At 39.4% G+C, this 21,267-nt stretch carries 19 protein-coding genes; 9 read left to right on the forward strand and 10 right to left on the reverse strand.

The genetic code is table 11. The features are described from left to right. The 4 genes from oppB to oppF are packed head-to-tail and all read left to right on the forward strand — an operon-like array spanning nucleotide 1 to nucleotide 3,841. Nucleotides 1-921 carry an oligopeptide ABC transporter permease OppB gene (oppB, locus tag AB6N04_RS06310; protein ID WP_369311041.1) on the forward strand — a complete coding sequence of 307 codons (921 nt, stop codon included), beginning with the start codon at nucleotides 1-3 and terminating at the stop codon, nucleotides 919-921. 12 nt (nucleotides 922-933) lie between these two features. After that, complete coding sequence (oppC, locus tag AB6N04_RS06315; RefSeq protein ID WP_369311042.1) at nucleotides 934-1,842, forward strand: oligopeptide ABC transporter permease OppC; 909 nt, start codon at nucleotides 934-936, stop codon at nucleotides 1,840-1,842. Nucleotides 1,843-1,853: 11 nt separating this feature from the next. Further along, nucleotides 1,854-2,843, forward strand: coding sequence for an ABC transporter ATP-binding protein (locus AB6N04_RS06320; protein WP_369311043.1), 990 nt, complete (start codon nucleotides 1,854-1,856; stop codon nucleotides 2,841-2,843). After that, nucleotides 2,840-3,841, forward strand: a complete 1,002-nt coding sequence (oppF, locus tag AB6N04_RS06325; RefSeq protein ID WP_369311044.1) for a murein tripeptide/oligopeptide ABC transporter ATP binding protein OppF — start codon at nucleotides 2,840-2,842, stop codon at nucleotides 3,839-3,841. The genes AB6N04_RS06320 and oppF overlap by 4 nt, the downstream gene beginning before the upstream one ends. Before the next feature lie 149 nt (nucleotides 3,842-3,990). Here the strand turns inward: oppF and AB6N04_RS06330 are convergent, their stop codons facing one another. Together AB6N04_RS06330 and cls are read right to left on the reverse strand one after the other, a co-directional pair. After that, on the reverse strand, nucleotides 3,991-4,323 hold the full coding sequence (locus AB6N04_RS06330; protein WP_369311045.1) for an HI1450 family dsDNA-mimic protein: 333 nt from the start codon (nucleotides 4,321-4,323) through the stop codon (nucleotides 3,991-3,993). Between the two features lie 22 nt (nucleotides 4,324-4,345). Beyond that, nucleotides 4,346-5,806: a cardiolipin synthase gene (gene cls, locus AB6N04_RS06335; protein ID WP_369311046.1), complete on the reverse strand. Its 1,461-nt coding sequence runs from the start codon at nucleotides 5,804-5,806 to the stop codon at nucleotides 4,346-4,348. A 286-nt stretch (nucleotides 5,807-6,092) separates the two neighbouring features. On the opposite strand from cls, the gene AB6N04_RS06340 reads away from it, so the two are divergent. Continuing rightward, nucleotides 6,093-6,266 carry a YciY family protein gene (locus AB6N04_RS06340; protein ID WP_369311047.1) on the forward strand — a complete coding sequence of 58 codons (174 nt, stop codon included), beginning with the start codon at nucleotides 6,093-6,095 and terminating at the stop codon, nucleotides 6,264-6,266. A 126-nt stretch (nucleotides 6,267-6,392) separates the two neighbouring features. Next, complete coding sequence (locus AB6N04_RS06345; protein ID WP_369311048.1) at nucleotides 6,393-7,112, forward strand: TonB family protein; 720 nt, start codon at nucleotides 6,393-6,395, stop codon at nucleotides 7,110-7,112. Nucleotides 7,113-7,180: 68 nt separating this feature from the next. Here the strand turns inward: AB6N04_RS06345 and yciA are convergent, their stop codons facing one another. Then, nucleotides 7,181-7,609 (reverse strand): acyl-CoA thioester hydrolase YciA, encoded by a 429-nt coding sequence (yciA, locus tag AB6N04_RS06350; protein WP_369311049.1) that lies wholly within the window; start codon nucleotides 7,607-7,609, stop codon nucleotides 7,181-7,183. A 291-nt stretch (nucleotides 7,610-7,900) separates the two neighbouring features. Between yciA and AB6N04_RS06355 the strand changes: the two genes are divergently transcribed. Beyond that, on the forward strand, nucleotides 7,901-8,098 hold the full coding sequence (locus AB6N04_RS06355) for a YqaE/Pmp3 family membrane protein (RefSeq protein WP_369311050.1): 198 nt from the start codon (nucleotides 7,901-7,903) through the stop codon (nucleotides 8,096-8,098). A 55-nt stretch (nucleotides 8,099-8,153) separates the two neighbouring features. On the opposite strand, the gene AB6N04_RS06360 is transcribed toward AB6N04_RS06355, so the two are convergent. After that, on the reverse strand, nucleotides 8,154-8,711 hold the full coding sequence (locus tag AB6N04_RS06360) for a septation protein A (RefSeq protein WP_369311051.1): 558 nt from the start codon (nucleotides 8,709-8,711) through the stop codon (nucleotides 8,154-8,156). 225 nt (nucleotides 8,712-8,936) lie between these two features. On the opposite strand from AB6N04_RS06360, the gene AB6N04_RS06365 reads away from it, so the two are divergent. After that, nucleotides 8,937-10,727, forward strand: coding sequence for a SulP family inorganic anion transporter (locus tag AB6N04_RS06365; protein ID WP_369311052.1), 1,791 nt, complete (start codon nucleotides 8,937-8,939; stop codon nucleotides 10,725-10,727). 86 nt (nucleotides 10,728-10,813) lie between these two features. Here AB6N04_RS06365 and AB6N04_RS06370 read toward each other — a convergent pair whose 3' ends face one another. Beyond that, nucleotides 10,814-11,569 carry a YciC family protein gene (locus AB6N04_RS06370; protein ID WP_369311053.1) on the reverse strand — a complete coding sequence of 252 codons (756 nt, stop codon included), beginning with the start codon at nucleotides 11,567-11,569 and terminating at the stop codon, nucleotides 10,814-10,816. A 417-nt stretch (nucleotides 11,570-11,986) separates the two neighbouring features. Here AB6N04_RS06370 and ompW point away from each other — a divergent pair, with 417 nt between their 5' ends. After that, the gene (gene ompW, locus AB6N04_RS06375) at nucleotides 11,987-12,622 is read left to right on the forward strand and encodes an outer membrane protein OmpW (RefSeq protein ID WP_369311054.1); all 636 of its coding nucleotides are present in this window, start codon (nucleotides 11,987-11,989) and stop codon (nucleotides 12,620-12,622) included. Nucleotides 12,623-12,947: 325 nt separating this feature from the next. Here the strand turns inward: ompW and AB6N04_RS06380 are convergent, their stop codons facing one another. The 5 genes from AB6N04_RS06380 to trpCF all read right to left on the reverse strand — a co-directional run bounded on the left by AB6N04_RS06380 (nucleotide 12,948) and on the right by trpCF (nucleotide 21,267). Beyond that, a complete protein-coding gene (locus AB6N04_RS06380; protein ID WP_369311055.1) occupies nucleotides 12,948-14,627 on the reverse strand; it encodes a ShlB/FhaC/HecB family hemolysin secretion/activation protein in 1,680 nt (559 codons plus the stop codon). Between the two features lie 548 nt (nucleotides 14,628-15,175). Beyond that, nucleotides 15,176-17,329 carry a filamentous hemagglutinin N-terminal domain-containing protein gene (locus tag AB6N04_RS06385; protein WP_369311056.1) on the reverse strand — a complete coding sequence of 718 codons (2,154 nt, stop codon included), beginning with the start codon at nucleotides 17,327-17,329 and terminating at the stop codon, nucleotides 15,176-15,178. A gap of 502 nt (nucleotides 17,330-17,831) precedes the next feature. Further along, nucleotides 17,832-18,638, reverse strand: coding sequence for a tryptophan synthase subunit alpha (gene trpA, locus AB6N04_RS06390; RefSeq protein ID WP_369311057.1), 807 nt, complete (start codon nucleotides 18,636-18,638; stop codon nucleotides 17,832-17,834). Then, on the reverse strand, nucleotides 18,638-19,828 hold the full coding sequence (gene trpB, locus AB6N04_RS06395; RefSeq protein WP_369311058.1) for a tryptophan synthase subunit beta: 1,191 nt from the start codon (nucleotides 19,826-19,828) through the stop codon (nucleotides 18,638-18,640). Before trpB ends, trpA begins: the two co-directional genes overlap by 1 nt. A gap of 62 nt (nucleotides 19,829-19,890) precedes the next feature. Beyond that, a complete protein-coding gene (gene trpCF / locus AB6N04_RS06400; protein ID WP_369311059.1) occupies nucleotides 19,891-21,267 on the reverse strand; it encodes a bifunctional indole-3-glycerol-phosphate synthase TrpC/phosphoribosylanthranilate isomerase TrpF in 1,377 nt (458 codons plus the stop codon).

Raw genomic sequence — 21,267 nt, forward strand, 5'->3', positions numbered from 1 at the left:
ATGCTGAAATTTATTTTGCGTCGAGTGCTTGAGGCGATCCCGACTCTTTTAATTCTCATTACCATCTCATTTTTTATGATGCGCTTAGCGCCGGGTAGCCCATTTACAGGGGAACGTAAGCTACCCCCAGAAGTCATGGCAAATATTGAAGCCAAATATCATTTAAATGACCCGATGTATAAGCAGTATTTCAACTATCTGCTCCAACTCTCACAAGGCGACTTTGGGCCTTCATTTAAGTATAAAGATTACAGCGTGAATGATTTGGTGGCTAAAGCGTTTCCCGTTTCGGCCAAATTAGGCGCAACGGCTTTTGTGGTCGCCGTACTATTTGGCGTCACCGCAGGGGTTATTGCTGCTCTTAACCAAAATACAAAATGGGATTTTACCGTTATGGGGTTTGCCATGACGGGGGTTGTTATCCCAAGCTTTGTGGTGGCACCACTTTTGGTGCTGATATTTGCCATTCATTTAAAATGGCTTCCCGGCGGGGGGTGGGACGGCGGCAATCTTAAACACATGATATTACCGATGGTGGCATTATCCTTAGCTTATATCGCCAGTATTTCCCGAATTACGCGCGGCTCAATGATAGAAATTATGCATTCAAACTTTATTCGTACTGCACGGGCTAAAGGCTTGCCGTTAAGAACTATTATTCTGCGTCATGCCTTAAAACCTGCGTTACTCCCAGTGCTTTCCTATATGGGACCAGCATTTGTCGGGATCATTACTGGGTCTATGGTGATTGAGACCATCTTTGGCTTACCGGGGATTGGTCAATTATTCGTTAATGGTGCCCTAAATCGTGATTACTCTTTAGTATTGAGTTTAACTATTTTAGTTGGGGTACTAACGATTACGTTTAATGCCATCGTTGACGTGCTGTATGCCGTCATTGATCCGAAAATTCGCTATTAAAAGGAGAACACTATGATTTCGAATCAAAAAAATAGTGAAGCTCTGGCGAATTTTTCAGAGCAACTGGATATTGAAGGGCGCAGTTTATGGCAGGATGCGCGCCGGCGTTTTATGCATAATCGGGCGGCGATTTTTAGCCTATTTATCTTATTCTTAATCACTTTATTTGTGATTTTTGCACCGATGCTATCGCCATTTTTGTACGACGATACCGATTGGGAGATGATGTCCATGCCACCTGATATGGCAACGGGGCACTATTTTGGTACAGATGCTTCTGGGCGTGATTTATTGGTCCGAGTTGCTATTGGAGGACGTATCTCGCTTATGGTCGGTGTCGCAGCGGCGTTGGTGGCGGTGATCGTGGGGACATTATATGGTTCACTGGCAGGCTATGTCGGGGGAAAAGTCGACTCTGTCATGATGCGCTTATTGGAAATTCTTAATTCATTTCCATTTATGTTCTTTGTGATCTTATTAGTCACCCTTTTTGGTACCAATATCTTATTGATTTTCGTCGCGATTGGTATGGTATCTTGGCTTGATATGGCACGTATTGTACGGGGACAAACGTTGGGCTTAAAGCGCAAAGAGTTTATTGAAGCGGCGCTAGTCTGTGGTGTGAGCACACGCCATATTATTTTGCGCCATATTGTGCCAAATGTACTGGGTGTGGTGGTAGTTTATGCATCACTATTAGTGCCAAGTATGATTTTATTTGAATCGTTTTTAAGCTTTCTTGGGTTAGGGACGCAAGAGCCACTGAGTAGTTGGGGCGCTTTACTGAGTGATGGGGCAAACTCCATGGAAGTGACGCCTTGGTTGTTATTGATCCCCGCAGGTTTCCTAGTTATCACGTTGTTTTGTTTTAATTTTATCGGCGATGGCTTACGTGATGCTCTCGACCCGAAAGACCGCTAGAGGGAAATGTTATGTCAATGAATTCATCTAAAAGCCCTCTGTTATCGGTTAAAGATTTGAGTGTGATCTTTTCCACCCAAGATGGCGATGTTACCGCAGTCAATAAACTTAATTTCGATCTGCGAGCAGGGGAAACCTTAGGTATTGTGGGGGAGTCTGGTTCAGGGAAATCACAAACGGCGTTCGCTTTAATGGGGTTGCTGGCAAAAAATGGTCGGATTAATGGCTCAGCGATGTTTAATGGTCGCGAAATTCTTAATCTAAAAGAAAAAGAATTAAACCGGATGCGGGCTGAAGAAATTGCGATGATCTTCCAAGACCCGATGACCTCCCTTAACCCTTATTTGAAAATTGGTACGCAGTTATCTGAAGTACTGATGTTACATAAAGGCATGGGGAAAAGTGAAGCATTTGAAGCGTCAGTGAAAATGCTGGACGCGGTAAAAATGCCAGAAGCACGTAAACGTATGAATATGTATCCCCATGAGTTTTCAGGAGGGATGCGCCAACGCGTCATGATTGCGATGGCATTGTTGTGCCAACCAAAATTGCTGATCGCGGATGAACCTACCACTGCGTTAGATGTGACGGTACAAGCTCAAATCATGACATTACTGAATGAACTGAAAGATGAGTTTGATACGGCAATTATTTTGATCACCCATGACCTTGGGGTTGTTGCCGGCGTGTGTGATAAAGTGTTGGTTATGTATGCAGGGCGTACCATGGAGTATGGTACAGCAAACGATATTTTCTACCAGCCATCTCATCCTTATTCACTTGGCTTACTCGCGGCAGTGCCTCGTCTTGATGGGGACGATCAAAGCCTTGCGACGATCCCTGGCAACCCGCCAAATTTACTGAGATTACCCAAAGGTTGCCCATTCTCACCGCGCTGCCAATATGCAACGCAGCAGTGTGTGGAAAGCGAACCCGCTTTATCATCATTTGCGCAAACTCGTCTGCGTGCCTGCTTTAAGCCTATGGAGGAATTGGTATGACGAACCATGAAAATAGGCCTGTCTTATTAGAAGTGAATGATCTAAAAGTTCATTTTTCCATTAGGGATAAAAAACAATGGTTTTGGCAACCAGACAAAAGCTTAAAAGCGGTGGATGGTGTCACACTTCGATTATACGAAGGGGAAACGCTGGGTGTCGTGGGTGAATCTGGTTGTGGAAAATCCACGTTTGCCCGAGCATTGATTGGCTTAGTTAAAGCGACAGATGGTACCGTTAGTTGGTTAGGGCAAAATTTATTAGGTAAAACGGATAAAGAGTGGCGGAATGTACGTAGCGATATTCAAATGATTTTCCAAGATCCACTGGCATCATTGAATCCGCGAATGACTATTGGTGACATCATTGCTGAGCCGCTAAAAACCTATCACCCTAAAATGCCACAATCGCAAATTACTGAAAAAGTAAAAGGGATGATGATGCGTGTGGGGTTATTGCCAAACTTGATTAACCGTTATCCACACGAATTTTCTGGGGGGCAATGCCAACGGATTGGGATTGCAAGGGCGTTGATATTAGAGCCCAAATTGGTAATTTGTGATGAACCTGTCTCAGCGTTGGATGTATCCATTCAGGCTCAGGTGGTGAATTTACTGCAAGAATTACAACGTGAAATGAAATTATCGCTGATATTTATTGCCCATGATTTGGCGGTAGTAAAGCATATTTCCGATCGTGTTTTAGTGATGTATCTCGGGCATGCTGTGGAGTTGGGGACTTATGACGAGGTCTATAATAACCCCTTGCACCCTTATACACGGGCACTTATGTCAGCGGTTCCTGTGCCTGATCCTAACAAGGAAAAAAATAAAACGATTGAATTATTGGAAGGGGAATTGCCGTCGCCAATTAACCCACCTTCAGGTTGTGTGTTCAGAACGCGTTGCCCATTGGCGGATGAAGGGTGTGCAAAAACACGTCCATTACTAGAAGGTAGCTTTAAACATGCGGTATCTTGTTTGAAAATTGATCCACTTTAATGTTGGTCAATCATAATTAATGCTAAAAGCAGAGTTGATAAGCTCTGCTTTTTTATTACTCACTGTAAAAATCACTTTTTTGACTGGTTAAAAAGGACAACACAGGGGGAATTTATATCGTAATGGGATCGGGCCCCTCAAAATAATAACTATTTTTTCCACAAAATATGGTGGAAAGGTTTAGTGGGGTGACGACTAATTAAGATGCGGGCAAATATATCGTCAAGTTCGTCTTCTGGGGTTTTAGCTAGCCCAATGATCACTTCACTTAACTGCGATAAGTCAGATTTTTCAGGTAGAATACCGTGCCAACTATCGGTTAAGTCGATGATTTCTGCTGCGCCTGACTCTTCAAATTGTAACGCAAAAATAAGTTGATCAGCGGGCTCAAGGTTATCCATTGCACCTTCGAGGAAAAGGTCATAAGCCATTTCAATGATATCGTCTTCATCGATTAAATGTATATTGTGCTGCTCAGTCATGACCTTTCCTAGATTATTCAAATTATAACAGTGGGCTAAAGAAATAACAAACGCGCTCAACCACACGGTTCCAGAATGGACGTTGTTCCCATTCATCAATTTCTAATCGTGTTGAGCGAGCCATATAATCATACTGAACTAGCGTTAGATCGCTACCAAAACTTTTATCGTCGATAACAACGGTGATTTCAAAATTAAGCCATAAGCTACGCATATCAAGGTTAACGGAACCGACTAAACTGAGTTCACCATCCACGAGTACACTTTTGGTGTGCAATAAGCCATCTTCGAACTGGTAAATTTTCACACCCGCTTCGAGTAATTCACTGTAAAATGAGCGGCTTGCCCAGCGAACGAGGAATGAGTCATTTTGCCTTGGCATAATAATACTTACATCCACACCACGCATTGCGGCGGTGCAGATGGCATGCAGCAAGTCATCGCTAGGGACAAAATAGGGGGTTGTCATGATCAGCTGCTTGCGAGCAGAAAACATGGCGGTCATTAGCGATTGTTGGATCAGTTCATCGGGGAAGCCGGGACCAGAAGCGATAGTTTGAGTTGTATGCCCATTAGCTTGTTCAAATGGCATGATATTGCTGTCTGGTGGAGGTGGTAAAATACGTTGCCCGGTTTCCATTTCCCAATCAAATGCATAGACAATCCCTAATGTGGTACTTACAGGACCTTCCATACGTACCAAGATATCAATCCATTCACCGACACCAGAGTCCTGTTTAAAATAGCGAGGGTCAACCATATTCATACTTCCAGTGTATGAAATGTAGTTATCGATAATTACGATTTTACGATGTTGACGTAAATCCATGCGTCGTAAGAAAAAACGCATTAAATTCACTTTAAGGGATTCAACAAATTCAATACCCGCAGCACGCATTTTGTCTGGGTAGTCACTACGGAAAAAATGCCAACTGCCTGCGGAGTCGACCATAATACGGCATTTCACACCACGCTTAGCGGCATTTAATAATGCCTCTGTCACACCATCGACCAAACCACCGGGCTGCCAAATATAGAACACCATTTCGATAGAATGTTGTGCATTATTAATATCATTCACAATGGCTTTTAAGGAGTCTTCGCAAGTGGTTAATAGCTGAATACGATTACCTTTCACCCCTGCGATACCTTGGCGTTTTTCAACTAATTGAAAAAGGGGTTCTGCGACTGAGCTATTTTCATTGGCAAAAATATGTTTTGAATGGCGCAAGTTTTCAAGCCATGTGGCAACAGATGGCCACATATGGTGGGCTTTATCGACACGGCGTTTCCCTAAATGCAGTTCACCAAAAGCGACATAAGCTATGATCCCGACTAGGGGGAGGATATAGATAATTAATAGCCATGTCATGGCAGAGGTAACAGGTCTTCTTTTGACTAAAACGCGAACAGTAACCGCGGCAATGATTAGCCAGTAAATGAAAAATAGAAGCCAACTCATAAGGGTATAAACAGTTGCCATAATGGATTAAATGCCTCTCGCAATAGGAAAATATCATCAAAAAAAGACGTTTTACCTGAAAAAACAGTGAACAATATATTAATTTAATAGAATTTAGCAAAGTTTTGCAGTAAAAGCTTTGGGTAATGGATGATTCATTAGAAATTAGTGGTTTTTATTATAAATAGTTGGCATCGGATATGACATTGCGAGCATAAAATGGCGTCTACAAGATCTACTTGGCTCTTTTTTTCAAAGGAATATAATACTTTCTCACAAAAATTTTTTCACAAAAAAGGGCAGGAAAATGAGACGCAGTAGGCACGAAGTCGGTCGTTGGAGAATGTTAAGACAAGTACAACGCCGCCGTCGACGCTGGTTAGAAGGGCATTCTCGGCGCAATATGCACATCTACGCAATGCGCAAAATCGATATTTATCGCCGTCGTCACTCACTGCTGTTTACCCAATGGCTTGAGTAGGGTTATTAGAGCGCGTATTCACATTTTTTACTTTGTATGACAAACGTTATTGAATATGATTGCTATTTGCATTTAAACTAGTCACTATATTCTTTTAGGTAGACAGGTGTAGGGTAGAAATTGCATATGCGTTGGATCCGTTGGACTTTAATTATCGTCATCTCATTATCTATTCATGCTGGGCTTGCAATGGCATGGATTTTTAATCAACCTAAACTGGCTAAAAATCCGGAACCTATGACGATAGCAATGGTTGCGTTTGCTGAACCTGAGGCTGCTGCTGAACCTGTTCAAGAGGTTGAAACACCTGTTGAACCAGAGCCTGAACCCATTATCGAACCTGAACCAGAACCTGTGGTTGAGCCGGCAATTGTATTACCCAAGAAAAAACCAGAAGTGAAGAAAAAGCCAAAACCAAAACAGGAAGAAAAGAAAAAAATTAAAGAAGATGTAAAGCCAGTTGAAAAACAACTTGCGATGAATAACATCAAATCAGATGCAACAGCAGCGCAAACAAACAACACGCCTATTACGACAGCGAAAACCACAGGGGCGAGTAATAGCCAATCTACTGCGAAAAGAGGCCCAAGAGCACTGCACAAACAAGCGCCAGTTTATCCTGAACGCGCACGTCGCTTAGGGAAAGAAGGGTATGTTAAGGTACGTTATGATATCGATGATGGTGGTCGAGTTACCAACATTGAGTTTGTTGAAGTATCACCTAAAGGTTTGTTTGAAAGAGATGTGAAGCGTGCGATGAACCGTTGGACATTTGAAAAGCAACCCGCTAAAGGCTATGTTACAGAGATCTACTTTAAACTCGATGGCACTGTTAGTCAGGTATAATGCATTGATTAATTGAAAAAAAGCACCTTTAACGGGTGCTTTTTTAATTTAAGTACTAACAAAAATGATTATTCAGCGAGTTGCTCTGAACTTGCCAATTGGAAATGTTGCTTTTCTGTGGGTAACTCACGGGGGGTATTATCATCATTTACCGCGACATAGGTAAAAATGGCATCCGTTGCACGGTAGCGTTGGCCAACAGGTTCTGAAGCAACTTTTTTTACCCACACTTCGATATTAATGGTAATTGAGCTTTTACCCGTTTTTAAGCAACGTGCATAGCAACAGACCACATCACCGACAGCAACAGGCTTTTGAAATTTTATGCCATTCACGGCGACGGTAACAACACGACCAAGTGCGATTTCTTTTGCAAGAATAGCGCCGCCAATATCCATTTGTGACATCAGCCAGCCACCAAAAATATCACCATTGGCGTTTGTGTCCGCAGGCATGGCTAAGGTTCTTAAAACCAATTCACCGTTTGGTAATTGCATATTTAACTCTTATTAAAAAAGGGAATAAAAACGTCTAGTTAGCATTTATAGCAAATTACTGATGCCCAAGTAAACTCTAACAATGTACTTATTACATTGGAATGAATTTTAAAATGTATTTATCTCAAAGAATGGACGAAAATGAACAGAATATCGGCGTACTGTGGTTAAATTAGACTAAAAATTAGAGTTATGCAAAGAAAGCCCAAGAAATGTTTTTTATATTTAGTCGGTTGATTAAATTACCTATACTTAATAATAAACCGTTGATGATGATTTGGAGGTGATTTTATGAGACTGATTTTGGCAATATTGTTACCTTGGTTTCAGTTTTTCACTATCGGGCGACCATTTGCAGGAATAATGTGTTTGATATTACAATTGACTTTAATTGGTTGGCTACCTGCGGCAATCTGGTCGGTGTATGCATTATCACAATACAATACCGATAAGAAGATTGAAAAAGCGTTTGGGCAAAGTCGCAATTAGTCAAAAAAAAACCTGCTCGATTTATCAGCAGGTTTTTTATAGTGCAGCTTAATGATTATTCGTCGTGCTTTTCTGCCACTTCTTTGGTCATATTTTTGAAAATATAGACTATGCTTAATACGGTAAAAATCAGTGTTCCAGCCGTCAGCCCAAATACCTTGAAATTGACCCAGGTATCTTGCGCCATCCAAAATGCCACATAGATATTTAACACCGCACAAAATACAAAGAAGATAGCCCAAGCACTATTCAGTTTCATCCAATAGCTATCCGCTAATTTAATCTCTTGGTTACTTCCCAGCATGCGCTGGATTAACGGTTTTTCTGTAAACCACTGGCTAAATAATAACGCGATGGCGAAAGCACCATAAATAATAGTCACTTTCCATTTAATAAAAGCATCACTGTGGAAAATCAGTGTTAATGCAGCAAATCCCATGACAATGGCACACGTGATCTTTGCGACTTTTTCAACTTTTTTGTAGATAAGGTAAGTGGCTAACAGTGCGAGCGGTGTTGTAACCATTAAGGCACCACTTGCGTAAAAAATATCATATCGTTTATACACGATAAAAAAGATAATCAGAGGGATAAAATCAATAAGTTGTTTCATAACAGTGAATACAGTGCCTCAACGTCAAGATAATAGAGTAGTTTAACCGATATTGGCATTAATTGTTAAAAATTTGCACCTTTTTACCAATAAACCCCCCTTGTTTCCAATCATATTTGCACAATTTTACTATTATTTGACTTACTTCTAGATAAACTTTATTAGTTCAGATATAACTAAGCTTTCATATATTTTAACTTACTAATTTATAGGTGTTTTTCCTCAATGATAAAGGCAAAGCTTTTTGTCTGGATGCCCGGCTTACAAGCGCTGTGTAACTATCAACTTTCAGACTTAGGTCCTGATGTGAAAGCAGGATTGTCTGTTGCAGCGGTTGCCCTCCCTGTTGCGATTGCTTACGCTGAATTGATGGGCGTTAACGCCATTGTGGGTCTGTATGCCTGTATTCTTCCGATGTTTTTTTATGCGTTATTTGGCACATCTAAGCAATTGATCATTGGTCCGGATGCCGCGACTTGTGCGGTGATTGCCGCCGCTGTTGCACCCCTTGCAATGGGGGATGACAATGTCCGCTGGCAGTTGATCATCGTAATGAGCTTAATGACCGGCGTTTGGTGTTTGATGGCTGCGCGATTTCGTTTAGGAACCTTTGCTGATTTTCTCTCTCGCCCGATATTGCAAGGGTTACTCAATGGGGTGGCCTTGACCATTATCGTCAGCCAACTCGGTAAAATATTTGGGATCACCACGCTGCCCGCTGGGTTTATTGAGCGTCTCATCGCGTTCCCACAATTAATCACACAGACACATTTACCAACTTTATTTGTTGCACTCGCCACATTGGCCATTACATTAGCAATTAAGCGGGTGCGCAGTAAGTGGCCATCATTATTGATTGCAATGGTACTGGCTACCTTTGCCAGTATTGTGTTTAATCTTGAGCAATATGGTATCAGTACAGTTGGCAATTTAGGTGAAGGATTGCCTTCTATTCCAATGCCTGATTTCCCACCTGGATTATTAAGAGATTTAGTGATCCCTTCAATGAACTTAGCGGTGATTAGCTTCGTCAGTTTTATGATGACGGCACGCAGTTTTGCCAGTAAAAACGGTTATGCCATCGATGCAGATCAGGAGTTGAGGGCATTAGGGATAGCCAATATTGCGTCCGCCTTATCCCAAGGGTTTGCCGTGAGCGCAGCCAGTAGCCGTACTGCGGTTAACGATATGATGGGGGGAAAAACACAGTTAGTTTCTATTGTCGCGGCATTGGCGATTTTAGCGGTCCTATTATTTTCAATGAATTTATTGGAATTTATCCCAATGCCTGCATTAGGCATGGTACTGGTGGTCTCGACATTTTCTCTCATTAGCTTTCGCAGTATTTTATCTATGCGAAAACGTAATAGAGAAGCTTTTTTCTTATGTGTTTTTACATTAATTGCGGTACTACTGGTTGGGCTGATTAGTGGTGTGGGATTAGCCGTGTTATTGGGTTTATTGCAGTTTATCCGAATCATATTTAGACCAACGGATCAACAACTTGGTGTGGATGAACAAGGCATGTTACATTCGATAACTTCCGATAATGATATTCAGCCTATAGAGGGCGTATTAATTTATCGATTTAATTCTCCGCTAACGTATTTTAACGTGAATTACTTTAAAGAACGTTTGAATAAACATTTAGATAATCAACTAAAAAGGCCTGCTTGGGTTATCGTTGATGCTGCGGTGAGTTTTACTCACAACGATGTGAGTGTATTCTCAACCCTGAATGACATTGTCACCGCCTTAAAAGCCAAAGGCGTGACACTGGTTCTTGCTGGGCGTCGTACATCGATTAAACGTTGGCTAGCACAAAATAAAATTACACGTTCTGATGATGACTTATTAGTGGTACCTGATATTTACTTTGCGATCCGCTTAATTCAAAGTAAACAGCAAATCAAAATGAAATGCGTTGAAGATAAAAAGGCAGAAGAAGAGAAACGGACATTAACGCAGCAACAACCAGAAGGTGCATGTCAGAATGAGGGGAGCGATGAGAAATAACGAAGAGGTCAGGTTTTTCTGGTCATCTACTTCTGGTAACGCATTGAAGAAAAAGGGAGACATAGTCTCCCTTTTTCAAATAAACACTAGGCGTTTTTATTGATTAACATATATAAACGATAGAAATAAATTAACGCAAAAGCTGCAACGATATTATTGAGTAAAAATGAAATACCATTTAGTACGATATGATTCAACTGTAAGCTACTTAATAACACACTGACTAGCATTTGTGCTGCCATCCAAATCAATATCATCGGTAGGGCGACACGCCAATTCGCGTAAGCCATTTTCCAGCTTTTACCCATCGCACTAAACGGGTTTGTCTTTTCGCTAATTAAGATAGCTGGCGCTAACGAAAAACCAATTGCTAGAACAACACCCGGTATCACCATAATGGTAATACCGAGTTGAATAAGAATTGAACAAACCACGAGTAATAGAAACATTGAAGGGGCTTTACTTAATGATGCACTGAGGGCTTGCATTGCATTTATTGATTCACCTCGAGACATCCCAGCAATATAGGATAAAGTGCCACAAATTAGCACTAGGCTACCTAGCGTAACAGACAAAATTAACCCAAAAGAAACCCGTAGGATACTGCTTTTATCTTGTTCAGAAAGACCTAATATCCAATCTTGTAAACCAGCGTTACCCGATTCAATCATTTGATTTTGTGCTTGAGCAAGCACGGTAATCATCTGTTCGCTTGGGATCATCATTGCGTATATCACTAGGCTGACCGCAGTGGCTAATACAACAATGGTGAAAAGGCCACTCAGTTGATTTTTGAAAAAATTAACACTGTCACTGATGAGTGAGTTGGCCGAAATGGACATTTTACTGCTCCTATCTACAAACGGGATCAAAATTTTAATGTAATTGTAACCGAGTATCAGACTTAGAGGTAGAGAAAGATAAGAAAATTCGGGAAGTTAACTTGGCTATGTAGAGAGAATCATTACCAATGTTTCGATGAATAAATCAAAAACACTAATTGTATTCACTTAAGTTGTATTTTTAATATGTGTTTGATGTGTGGGAAAAATATATAAAATTAAAAAACAATTTTTTATTTTATTAGTTATTTTCCAAAAATTGATTTAAATCAAAATTAAAAAAATAATAGATGGAATAATAAAACAATATTTATTGGGTTACCTATAAATTGCTAAAAGATGTGATCTTGATTTGAACATCAATTTATATAATACGGTATATTTTACTAGAATAAAAACACAGGAATGGGATTGATAATGAAAAAACTCACTGCGCTTGTATTAGCGGCTGCAACTTTAGCTCCAGCTGCTTCAATTGCTCATGAAGCTGGCGATTTTCTATTTCGCGCCGGTACTGCAACAGTAAGACCTAATGCGGGATCTGAAGACGTATTAGGTTTAGGTAAATTTAATGCCAATAATAATACGCAATTAGGTTTAACCTTTGGATATATGATCACTGATAATATTGGTGTGGAATTATTAGCTGCCACGCCGTTTGAACATAAAGTTAGCTTAGGTGATTATGGAAATATTGCGTCAGTTAAACATTTACCACCAACCTTAATGGCACAATACTATTTTGGTAGTAAGGAAGATAAATTACGCCCTTACTTAGGGGCAGGTGTGAACTATACTTTCTTCTTTGATGAGAAATTTAACTCTACAGGTAAATCTATGCAGCTAACAGATCTTGATTTATCAAGTTCTTGGGGCTTTGCTGCACAAGCAGGTATGGACTATATGCTTACAGATAACTGGATGTTAAACGCCTCAGTTTGGTGGATGGATATTGATACTGAAGTTAAATTCAAAGCTGGGGGAGAGCAGGCTAAGATTGATACTCGCTTAGACCCATTTGTATTTATGTTTGGAGCAGGTTACCGCTTCTAATAAATTTGATAGGATGCAATACAGGTTAATACCTGAATTCTGATGGATTAGAGTGTAGTAGGAAATCCGAGAATATTTATATTCTCGGATTTTTTGTTCTAAAGAAAATAAACCTTGATATCACATTAGAATAACAATTCTATTACACTATAAATTATAGAAAATAATATTGATTATGAATTACGAAAATATTTTATAAATGTGATTGTTAAAGAGCAAAATAATCACTTATCTCACACTATGAGTGATTAAGCCAATAGCGAAAAAAGCCAAATACAGATTAAATATATTTGGCTTCAAGTGTTGCTTAATTAAGGGGGCGGTATTACCAAAACCATTGAACATTTAAACCTGCATTAACACTGCTGGTCTCATATTCATCAGGTTTATACAGTGGCACCCCTAAAAATAAATCGTAACTGAAAATATTGGCATTTCCACGCACACCTACAGCCGTGCCTAAAAGTTGATCGTCGGAATACAGACCAAGAGGGTATACGCCACCGAAAACCCGTCCATAGTCAATGGCATAATAAGGATAAAAGGAAAAACCAGGGATATAAAAATTGAATTCATTTCTCAAATAGAAACCTTTGTCCCCAATGAGTGAAAACTCCTCATCAAAACCACGAACCGTCCACCGATTTCCCAATGAAAATTGGTCTTGAATAGTTAATCGATCCTTGGTGTATTGAATAAACAGTTGAGGATTATAACTCATGATAAAATCATCAAAAGGAATGGGGATCATACCCGTAACATCCAGTGTAAAGACGCGGGCCATATGGCTGACATCGCCGTATTTCATATCCCAGCTTTGCTCAGCCCCAAACCACGGGACATTACGCTGGTAATTGATGGATGCATTTACGGTCGAATTATCAATATTTTGCCGGTGATCTACGCCCACTTTGAGCGTGGTTAAATTACGCTCTTGTGCCAAAAATTTGATATCTTCCAGTTTATATTCTGATTTTCGCCTGATTATCTGGATTGATGCAGTATCTTTAAATGTTTGTCCACGTAAAAATACATTACTGGCGGTCGCATTATAGTACTTACTGTCACCATAATATTTATAGCTGACGATGTCTTTAATTGTTTGTTTATAATCACTTTTACTGGCGTAGATAGAGAAAAGCCAATAATTATAGGGTACAGCGTAATATATTGCGGCATTACTTGTGCTGTATCGTTCTTGATTCTTTAGGTTTTTTCCTGCTGATATATAAACAGTATCATTGAGGCTGGTAAGGTTATTACCATATAGTGTAACACCGACTTGGTCTTTTCCTGTCTGGCGACTGCCTGAGTTATTGTAATAACCCCCGACATTAACATGGGGGGACTTTTCTCGTTGAATTGTGATATCGGATGTTGAAAATTCTTTGCCGGGCGATAATTCAATATTTGCTTTAGCACCAGGAATACGTTCTAAGTTTTCTAAACCTTGCTCAATATCCCTAATATTCAGAATGTCGCCTTCTTTTGCAGGCATAATTGCACCAAGAGTAATATAAGTATCACTGTCTTCGGATAACGTTACATTGGCGACTTTGCCGGGAATAATTTCCAGTGTCAAAATACCATCACTGATATTTTGTTCGGGGATATTGACTCGAGTTGTGACATAACCTGATCTAATGATGTTATCTTGTAATCCCTTAGCTAATGTTTCGACACCTTTGATACCGATACAGACTCCAACAACTTGGTTTGCGTAGGTTTCAAGAGGGCGCATGGAGGGTAATTTAGGTTCAGACACTAAAATAACCTTCTTCATATCAAAGCAATGCTCTTCTTCGTCAAAGATCAAAATATTGTTAGCGCGTTCCTGCGTTTTCCCTAAGACATCTTTAGCCTCTAATTGTGTCTGTTGTTGCCGAGATTTATCTTGACTAATTTGGTTATTGATTTGTTGGTCAACGACCTGAGATGGATTTCCCGATACGTATAATGGAAAAGCTAAAATAGTTGCTGATAAACAAATAAAACGAAAATTCATGTTCACCACTTTTATTCTGAAATGAAACCTAAAAAATATAACTAAGAATATTTTGTGATGACGGTATATTCTTTATTATATGAGACAATTCTTATTTTTAATAATTAATTACCAAGGTGATTTTCATACACATCCTTATGAAGTTTTATCCTATAAATAATCAGGAAAAGGTGGTCTATAAACTTTTAAATTATGCGATAAAATGAAAACTAATAAAAATTAATTATCCTAATTAAGCAGTGGATTAAAAAGAAAGAGGTTAGTGTGGAGCAAGAAGAAACAACAGAATAATCTATAGGTATTGGATTGTTAGATAATAAAATCAACACCTTAAAATAAACTCCAATATGGAGTTATCTAGGGTTTTTACTTATTTTATTGTGGTTTAAATAACACATCATAATCGGTGATATAAAATAATCTTAACTAATCTGGCATTAAATAAGCGATAATAACTAAATCTATAAATGTATATTAAAAAAACATTACATTAAAAGTACGTAAAAAAGGAGACTGTTAGGTCTCCTTTTATCATTACTTAGAATTGATTAATAATAGTTAGATGTATTTAATTTAACTATAGTACCTAAAATTTGTCCATATGGACTGTTATAAATGACAGGACTGGTAATGGTAGTGGTCCCTAAAGAAATTAAACGCCCATTGTTATTATCAACACGGGTAAATGCATCAATAGTTAAATCTTTACCTGCATTTACTAAGCCATAAATATTATTTAAACTATTTACGTTTAGTTTAATGGTGTTATCACCTTGGATTTTACCAAATCGATTGTCTAAATTATTTCTTATTGTAATATCAACATTACCTTTAGTACCTGCTTTTTGAGCAACATTGGCGACGATATTACTGGAATAGTTATTTAGGCTATTTGCTTTGATAGTTATGGCTCCATCCTCTGCATAAACGCCACCGGTTTTACCCGCTACGCCTAATCTGCTCGCAGAACTATTAAATCCTACTGCGTCGCTATTATCAAAAGTCGATGTATTAATGACAACGTTACTATCCGCTACAATCAGACCACGATAGTTAGTGACATTATTGGCTTTAATATCAATATTATTGCCTTTGATATAACCATATTGGTTGATTAAACTGTTAACATCAAATTTAGATTTGCCTGCTCCTGAGCTCAAAGAACCCTTATTATAAATTGTATTTGCATTAATATTCAATGCCTTACCGCTACTGATGGCGGCATAACTGTCATTAACTAAGTTATAAGATAAGTTAATATTTGTTTGGCCATTAGTTGTTTTGATTAATGAAGCATAGTTTTGTAATGCTTCAGAGTCAATATCAATTCTTCTTTTGGCTACAATTTGTCCATTATTTTCATTGGACACAATATAACGAGCATTTGCAGTGATATCGCGGCCAGAAATTGTGGAATTATTATTAACAAGTTTATTTGTATTGATGGTTAAGTCGTTATTTGCTCTGATCCCTCGCTCATCTTCATTTATCACGTTATTACGTAATGTGTAATAGTTTTCAACCGTGCCAGTGGCGCGAATAGCAATATCACCACGATTAGCTTTGATTGAACCATTAGAATTATGTAGATGGACAGAAGATGTTTCAATATTTTGGCCTGCATTGATAATGCCACTGGTGTTATCAATATTCGAATTGGTCGTCAATTTAATGTTGCCACTGGTCGATTTTATCTGGCCATTCGCATTATTTAATACTGTGTTATTGGTATTAATATCAATATCGTTATTACTCATGATCACAGAGTTATTGTATAAACCTGAGAGGGTATTAATATTTATCTTACCGTTAGCACTCATTTTGGTATTCTGGTTATAAACGAGCCCTGTAGAATCGATGTTGATCCCACCTGAACCTGCAACCATGCTACCGTAATTTGACACACCAATTCCACTTTCAGTTGAAACGAGGGTAATTTTATCCGCGTACATGCCACCCAGTGAGGATGCGTCAATACCTACACGAGCGGCGGAACCGACACCTTGAACATTCGTAATATAATTGCCATCTTTATCAACAAAGTTATTACCTGCCACAATGTTAATTTCTTTTGCGTTAATATCACCACGGATAACTGCAGAGCGGGCAATAATGTCGGTAGGTGAGTCTGTTTTCAGACGACTATTAATGATGATTTGGCCTTTCTCAACATTGTAACCTAAGATATCGCCACCCGCAGTAATTGGCTTACCAGTTGTTAAAGTCACACGATCTGTGTTGATAAAACCGCAATTATTACAAGTGATCCCAGATGCGTTAGCGACGATAACCTGCGCTTTTTGACCCGCCACTTCAACCATACCGTTGAGTGTGCTCGCTTTTGTGGAGTTAACTTCATTTAAAATAACTTTTGCTGGACCATTACCATTCTTTAGGTTGAGGTTACCTTGGACCTGTGTGCCAAGGGGAGAGTTTGTATCTACGAGACTATTATTTAGAATAACGCCTTTTTGGTCTACATCAAATTGGTTATAGATGTTATGAGAAACACCTTTATTGCTTGCGCCGTTGATATGAACAATCGTTGGTGCATTATTTTGGTTCATAACACCCGCACCATTCGTACTAATAATAGCGCCTTGTGCAACAGAAACAGAGCCTAAAATAATGGAGACACTTAAAAAAAGAGGGTTGATTTTTAGCACCGGATAGCTAATCGATTTATTTCTAATGTGTTTCATAAATATCCCTAAAATTGACTATAGATAAAATTAAAAATAGCAAATTAATATTCCATTAAAGCTTAAGGATTATGCGTGATATTTATTTGTAATAAAATTTAATTGTACTTAAGTTGGTTTTAAAAAACAGGAATAGAACAAAGTAACTCTCAGTGATTTATAGCAGGGTTTTATATGGAGGTAGATATAAATATAATTTAATTCAAGTGGTTATATTTACTCAGCAATGGATATTGTAAGGGTTAATACGAAAGTGGTAATACGTAAATGCAATATTAAATAATAAACAAACTATTTAATGTTATTTATGTTTTTTGATAGAGCTGAAAAATATCTATTTAAAATTATAATATTGATGATATACAAAATTTATTTATTTAGAAAGGTCGCGTTAAATAAAAATTATTTAGTTAAATAATTGAAAAATTAATCCAGATAATGCGTATTTTTTAATTAAAAAATAGCCACCCGGTAAAATTGGATGGCTAATTCTTTACATACTTTATTTTTGTGTCGCAGCTTTCATTTTCACGACAAACTCGGTTAATGCTTTTAGCATTACATCTGGTTTATCAAGGTTATTTTCAATTATCTTGACGACAGCAGAACCTGAGATTGCGCCAGCTGCGCCGTTTTTAATTGCATCCGCTACTTGTGCTGGTTCAGAAATGCCAAAACCTTGAAGTGCAGGGGCGGCTTGGTACTGTTTAAGTTTCTCGACCAAGTGCGTTAATGGCATCTGAGCGCGTTGTTCTGTTCCAGTTACACCGGCTCTGGATAGTAAATAGGTATACCCACGGCTATGTTCACCAATTTGTTGCAATAAAGCGTCATCGCTATTAGGCGGGCAAATAAAAATAGGTGCTATATTATGCGCTAGAGCTGCATCACGAAAAGGTTTAGATTCACTCATCGGAACGTCTGCAACCAATACGGAATCAACGCCTGCTTTTTGACAGCGAATATAAAAATTATCTATGCCATTTGTGAACACAAGGTTTGCATACACTAATAAGCCAATTGGCACCGTTGGGTGTTTTGCCCGAATACGGCCTAATAATTCAAAGCAAATTGTTGGGGTAATTTCGCTTTTAAATGCCCGTAAGTTTGCATTTTGGATGGTAGGACCATCTGCCAGTGGATCGGAAAATGGGATACCTATCTCTAATGCATCAGCACCACCTTCAATTAGTGCATCCACAATTTTTAATGATAATTCTGCATCAGGATCGCCTAATGTTACAAAGGGAACAAATGCGCCTTGGTTGAGGCTATTCAAGCGTTCAAAGAGTTGGCTATAACGTTCCATTAGATTTCTCCTTTGCTAACTAGGATATCATGTACAGTAAAAATATCTTTGTCGCCACGACCGGATAAATTAACAATTAATAATTGCTCTTTATTGGGGGCTTGTTCTGCCATTTTTAACGCATATGCCAACGCGTGTGAAGATTCCAATGCAGGAATAATGCCTTCTTTGCGTGATAGAAGCTTAAAGGCATTTAACGCTTCATCATCCGTAATTGAGACATATTCAGCACGGCCAATGCTGTTTAAGTGTGCATGTTGCGGCCCGACAGAAGGGAAGTCTAAACCTGCTGATATGGAGTAAGATTCTTCGATTTGCCCCTCGCTAGTTTGCATCATCGGTGACTTCATTCCAAAGTAGATACCGACACGACCGTGTTTTAATGGTGCGCCGTGTTGTCCTGACTCAATACCTAGACCAGCTGGCTCTACACCAATTAGGTTAACGCTTTCTTCAGGAATAAAAGAAGCGAACATCCCAATAGCATTAGAACCACCACCAATACATGCGATCACCGCATCAGGTAAACGTCCTTCTTTTTCAAGGATTTGCTGCTTTGCTTCATCCCCAATCATGCGTTGAAATTCACGTACAATGGTTGGATAAGGGTGCGGACCTGCCGCAGTCCCTAGTAGATAGTGAGCTTTGTCATAACTGCCAGACCAATCTCTTAGAGCTTCGTTACATGCATCTTTAAGAGTGGCAGAACCACTGTGTACAGGGATAACCTCTGCCCCCATTAATTTCATACGAAATACGTTAGGAGATTGGCGCTCAACATCTTTGGCACCCATATAAATACGGCACTTCATGTTGAGAAGCGCACAGGCTAAGGCAGTAGCAACACCATGCTGACCTGCACCGGTTTCAGCGATGATCTCTGTTTTGCCCATGCGCTTGGCGAGTAGTGCTTGGCCTAACACTTGGTTAGTTTTGTGGGCACCACCATGAAGTAAATCCTCACGCTTTAAATACAGCTTCGTTTTGGTTCCTGCTGTGAGGTTCTTACATAAGGTCAACGCCGTAGGGCGGCCTGCGTAATTTTTAAGTAGGTCGTGGAACTCGGCAATAAATTCTGCATCGTCTTGTGCGGCAATAAAGGCATCTTCCAATTGATTAAGCGCAGGGATCAAGATCTCTGGTACATATTGCCCACCAAACTCACCGAAATAAGGATCTAATTTACTCATTATTGATTATCCATTTTATCAGTTAAAATATAATTTAAAGGTCTAGCGCTACCCGTTCAGGTCTACTGTATTGTCGATTCAGCCAGTAAAGCCGATAGCACGAAATTGATTTTTTGTGCGCTTTTAATTCCTGGCTCAATTTCAACTCCCGAGTTAAAATCTAACCCATTGCACAGCAGTCTAGCTGCCTGAAGGCAGTTTTGGGGGGTTAGCCCACCTGCGACCATCAGTTTTTGTTTTGTTGTTGCTGGGATTGTTGACCAATCAAAGCTTTTCCCTGTACCACCTTGTCCATTATCAAGCAAGAGAACATCAATGTCTGGGTTTTCAAAGTTACAGTCATGGGGATGAGACATATCCAACGCTTTCCAAACCTCACAATAACTTGGTAGTAGGGCGCGAAGCGCCTGAATATATTGCTTATCTTCATTACCATGCAATTGCACTGCGAAAAGAGCAAGCTGCTTGGCGATATGCACAACAAAATCCACCGATTGATTACGGAAAACGCCCACATATTTTAATGGCGCAGCATTAACGATACGTTGAGCTTGTGACAGCGTCACTTTTCGCGGGGAGGATTCAGCAAAGATTAATCCGCCGAAACAAACCCCTGAATTGAAAGCCACTTTGGCATCTTGCTCACGGGTTAAGCCGCAAACCTTATGTTCACCTACTAATAATCTGTGTAATGCATTGGCCAGATCCGCTTGTTCCATCAACGCGCTGCCAATTAAGAAACCATTAGCATACTCTCTAAGAGATTGAATATGCTGATGTAAATGAATTCCTGATTCACTGATCACAATGGTTTCTGCTGCTAAACGTGGTGCTAATTCGCGAGTACGGTTTAAATCGATGGATAAATCACGTAAGTCACGGTTATTAATGCCTACCACTTTAGACTTGAGTTTGATCGCGCGTTCTAATTCTTCTTCGTTACTGACTTCCGTTAAAACACCCATATTTAATTGGTGGGCGACGTCAGCTAAAGCAACATATTCTTCGTCATTTAAAACAGATAACATTAATAAGATGGCATCTGCTTGGTAATGGCGAGCGAGGTAAATTTGGTATGGGTCGATAATAAAATCTTTACACAAAACGGGTTGCTTAACGGCGTTGCTGACAATCGTTAGGTACGCCATATTACCTTGAAAATACTTTTCATCCGTTAAAACGGAAATTGCAGATGCGTAAGGTGCGTAAGTTTTGGCAATCAATTCAGGGTCGAAATCTTTGCGGATCAGCCCTTTTGAAGGAGAGGCTTTCTTACACTCCAAAATAAATACTGGACGTTTGGCACTAAGTGCATTGTAGAAACTGCGTTGACTGGGTTGCACTGCACCAATAAAGCTATCTAATGGCTGTTTAGCCTTACGTTCAACAAGGTAATCTACTTTGTCATCAACAATTTTCTGTAATACTGTCGCTTTCAT

Source organism: Providencia rettgeri (assembly GCF_041075285.1).
Classification (GTDB): domain Bacteria; phylum Pseudomonadota; class Gammaproteobacteria; order Enterobacterales; family Enterobacteriaceae; genus Providencia; species Providencia rettgeri_G.

Bases quoted from the DNA above. Each gene is read 5' to 3' on its own strand.
- AB6N04_RS06340 (WP_369311047.1), top strand. From the start codon at position 6,093: ATGAGACGCAGTAGGCACGAAGTCGGTCGTTGGAGAATGTTAAGACAA.
- AB6N04_RS06380 (WP_369311055.1), bottom strand. From the start codon at position 14,627: ATGAATTTTCGTTTTATTTGTTTATCAGCAACTATTTTAGCTTTTCCA.
- oppF (WP_369311044.1), top strand. From the start codon at position 2,840: ATGACGAACCATGAAAATAGGCCTGTCTTATTAGAAGTGAATGATCTA.
- AB6N04_RS06360 (WP_369311051.1), bottom strand. From the start codon at position 8,711: ATGAAACAACTTATTGATTTTATCCCTCTGATTATCTTTTTTATCGTG.
- ompW (WP_369311054.1), top strand. From the start codon at position 11,987: ATGAAAAAACTCACTGCGCTTGTATTAGCGGCTGCAACTTTAGCTCCA.
- AB6N04_RS06365 (WP_369311052.1), top strand. From the start codon at position 8,937: ATGATAAAGGCAAAGCTTTTTGTCTGGATGCCCGGCTTACAAGCGCTG.
- cls (WP_369311046.1), bottom strand. From the start codon at position 5,806: ATGGCAACTGTTTATACCCTTATGAGTTGGCTTCTATTTTTCATTTAC.
- AB6N04_RS06370 (WP_369311053.1), bottom strand. From the start codon at position 11,569: ATGTCCATTTCGGCCAACTCACTCATCAGTGACAGTGTTAATTTTTTC.
- oppB (WP_369311041.1), top strand. From the start codon at position 1: ATGCTGAAATTTATTTTGCGTCGAGTGCTTGAGGCGATCCCGACTCTT.
- AB6N04_RS06330 (WP_369311045.1), bottom strand. From the start codon at position 4,323: ATGACTGAGCAGCACAATATACATTTAATCGATGAAGACGATATCATT.
- yciA (WP_369311049.1), bottom strand. From the start codon at position 7,609: ATGCAATTACCAAACGGTGAATTGGTTTTAAGAACCTTAGCCATGCCT.
- trpB (WP_369311058.1), bottom strand. From the start codon at position 19,828: ATGAGTAAATTAGATCCTTATTTCGGTGAGTTTGGTGGGCAATATGTA.
- oppC (WP_369311042.1), top strand. From the start codon at position 934: ATGATTTCGAATCAAAAAAATAGTGAAGCTCTGGCGAATTTTTCAGAG.
- trpCF (WP_369311059.1), bottom strand. From the start codon at position 21,267: ATGAAAGCGACAGTATTACAGAAAATTGTTGATGACAAAGTAGATTAC.
- AB6N04_RS06385 (WP_369311056.1), bottom strand. From the start codon at position 17,329: ATGAAACACATTAGAAATAAATCGATTAGCTATCCGGTGCTAAAAATC.
- AB6N04_RS06320 (WP_369311043.1), top strand. From the start codon at position 1,854: ATGTCAATGAATTCATCTAAAAGCCCTCTGTTATCGGTTAAAGATTTG.
- AB6N04_RS06355 (WP_369311050.1), top strand. From the start codon at position 7,901: ATGAGACTGATTTTGGCAATATTGTTACCTTGGTTTCAGTTTTTCACT.
- trpA (WP_369311057.1), bottom strand. From the start codon at position 18,638: ATGGAACGTTATAGCCAACTCTTTGAACGCTTGAATAGCCTCAACCAA.
- AB6N04_RS06345 (WP_369311048.1), top strand. From the start codon at position 6,393: ATGCGTTGGATCCGTTGGACTTTAATTATCGTCATCTCATTATCTATT.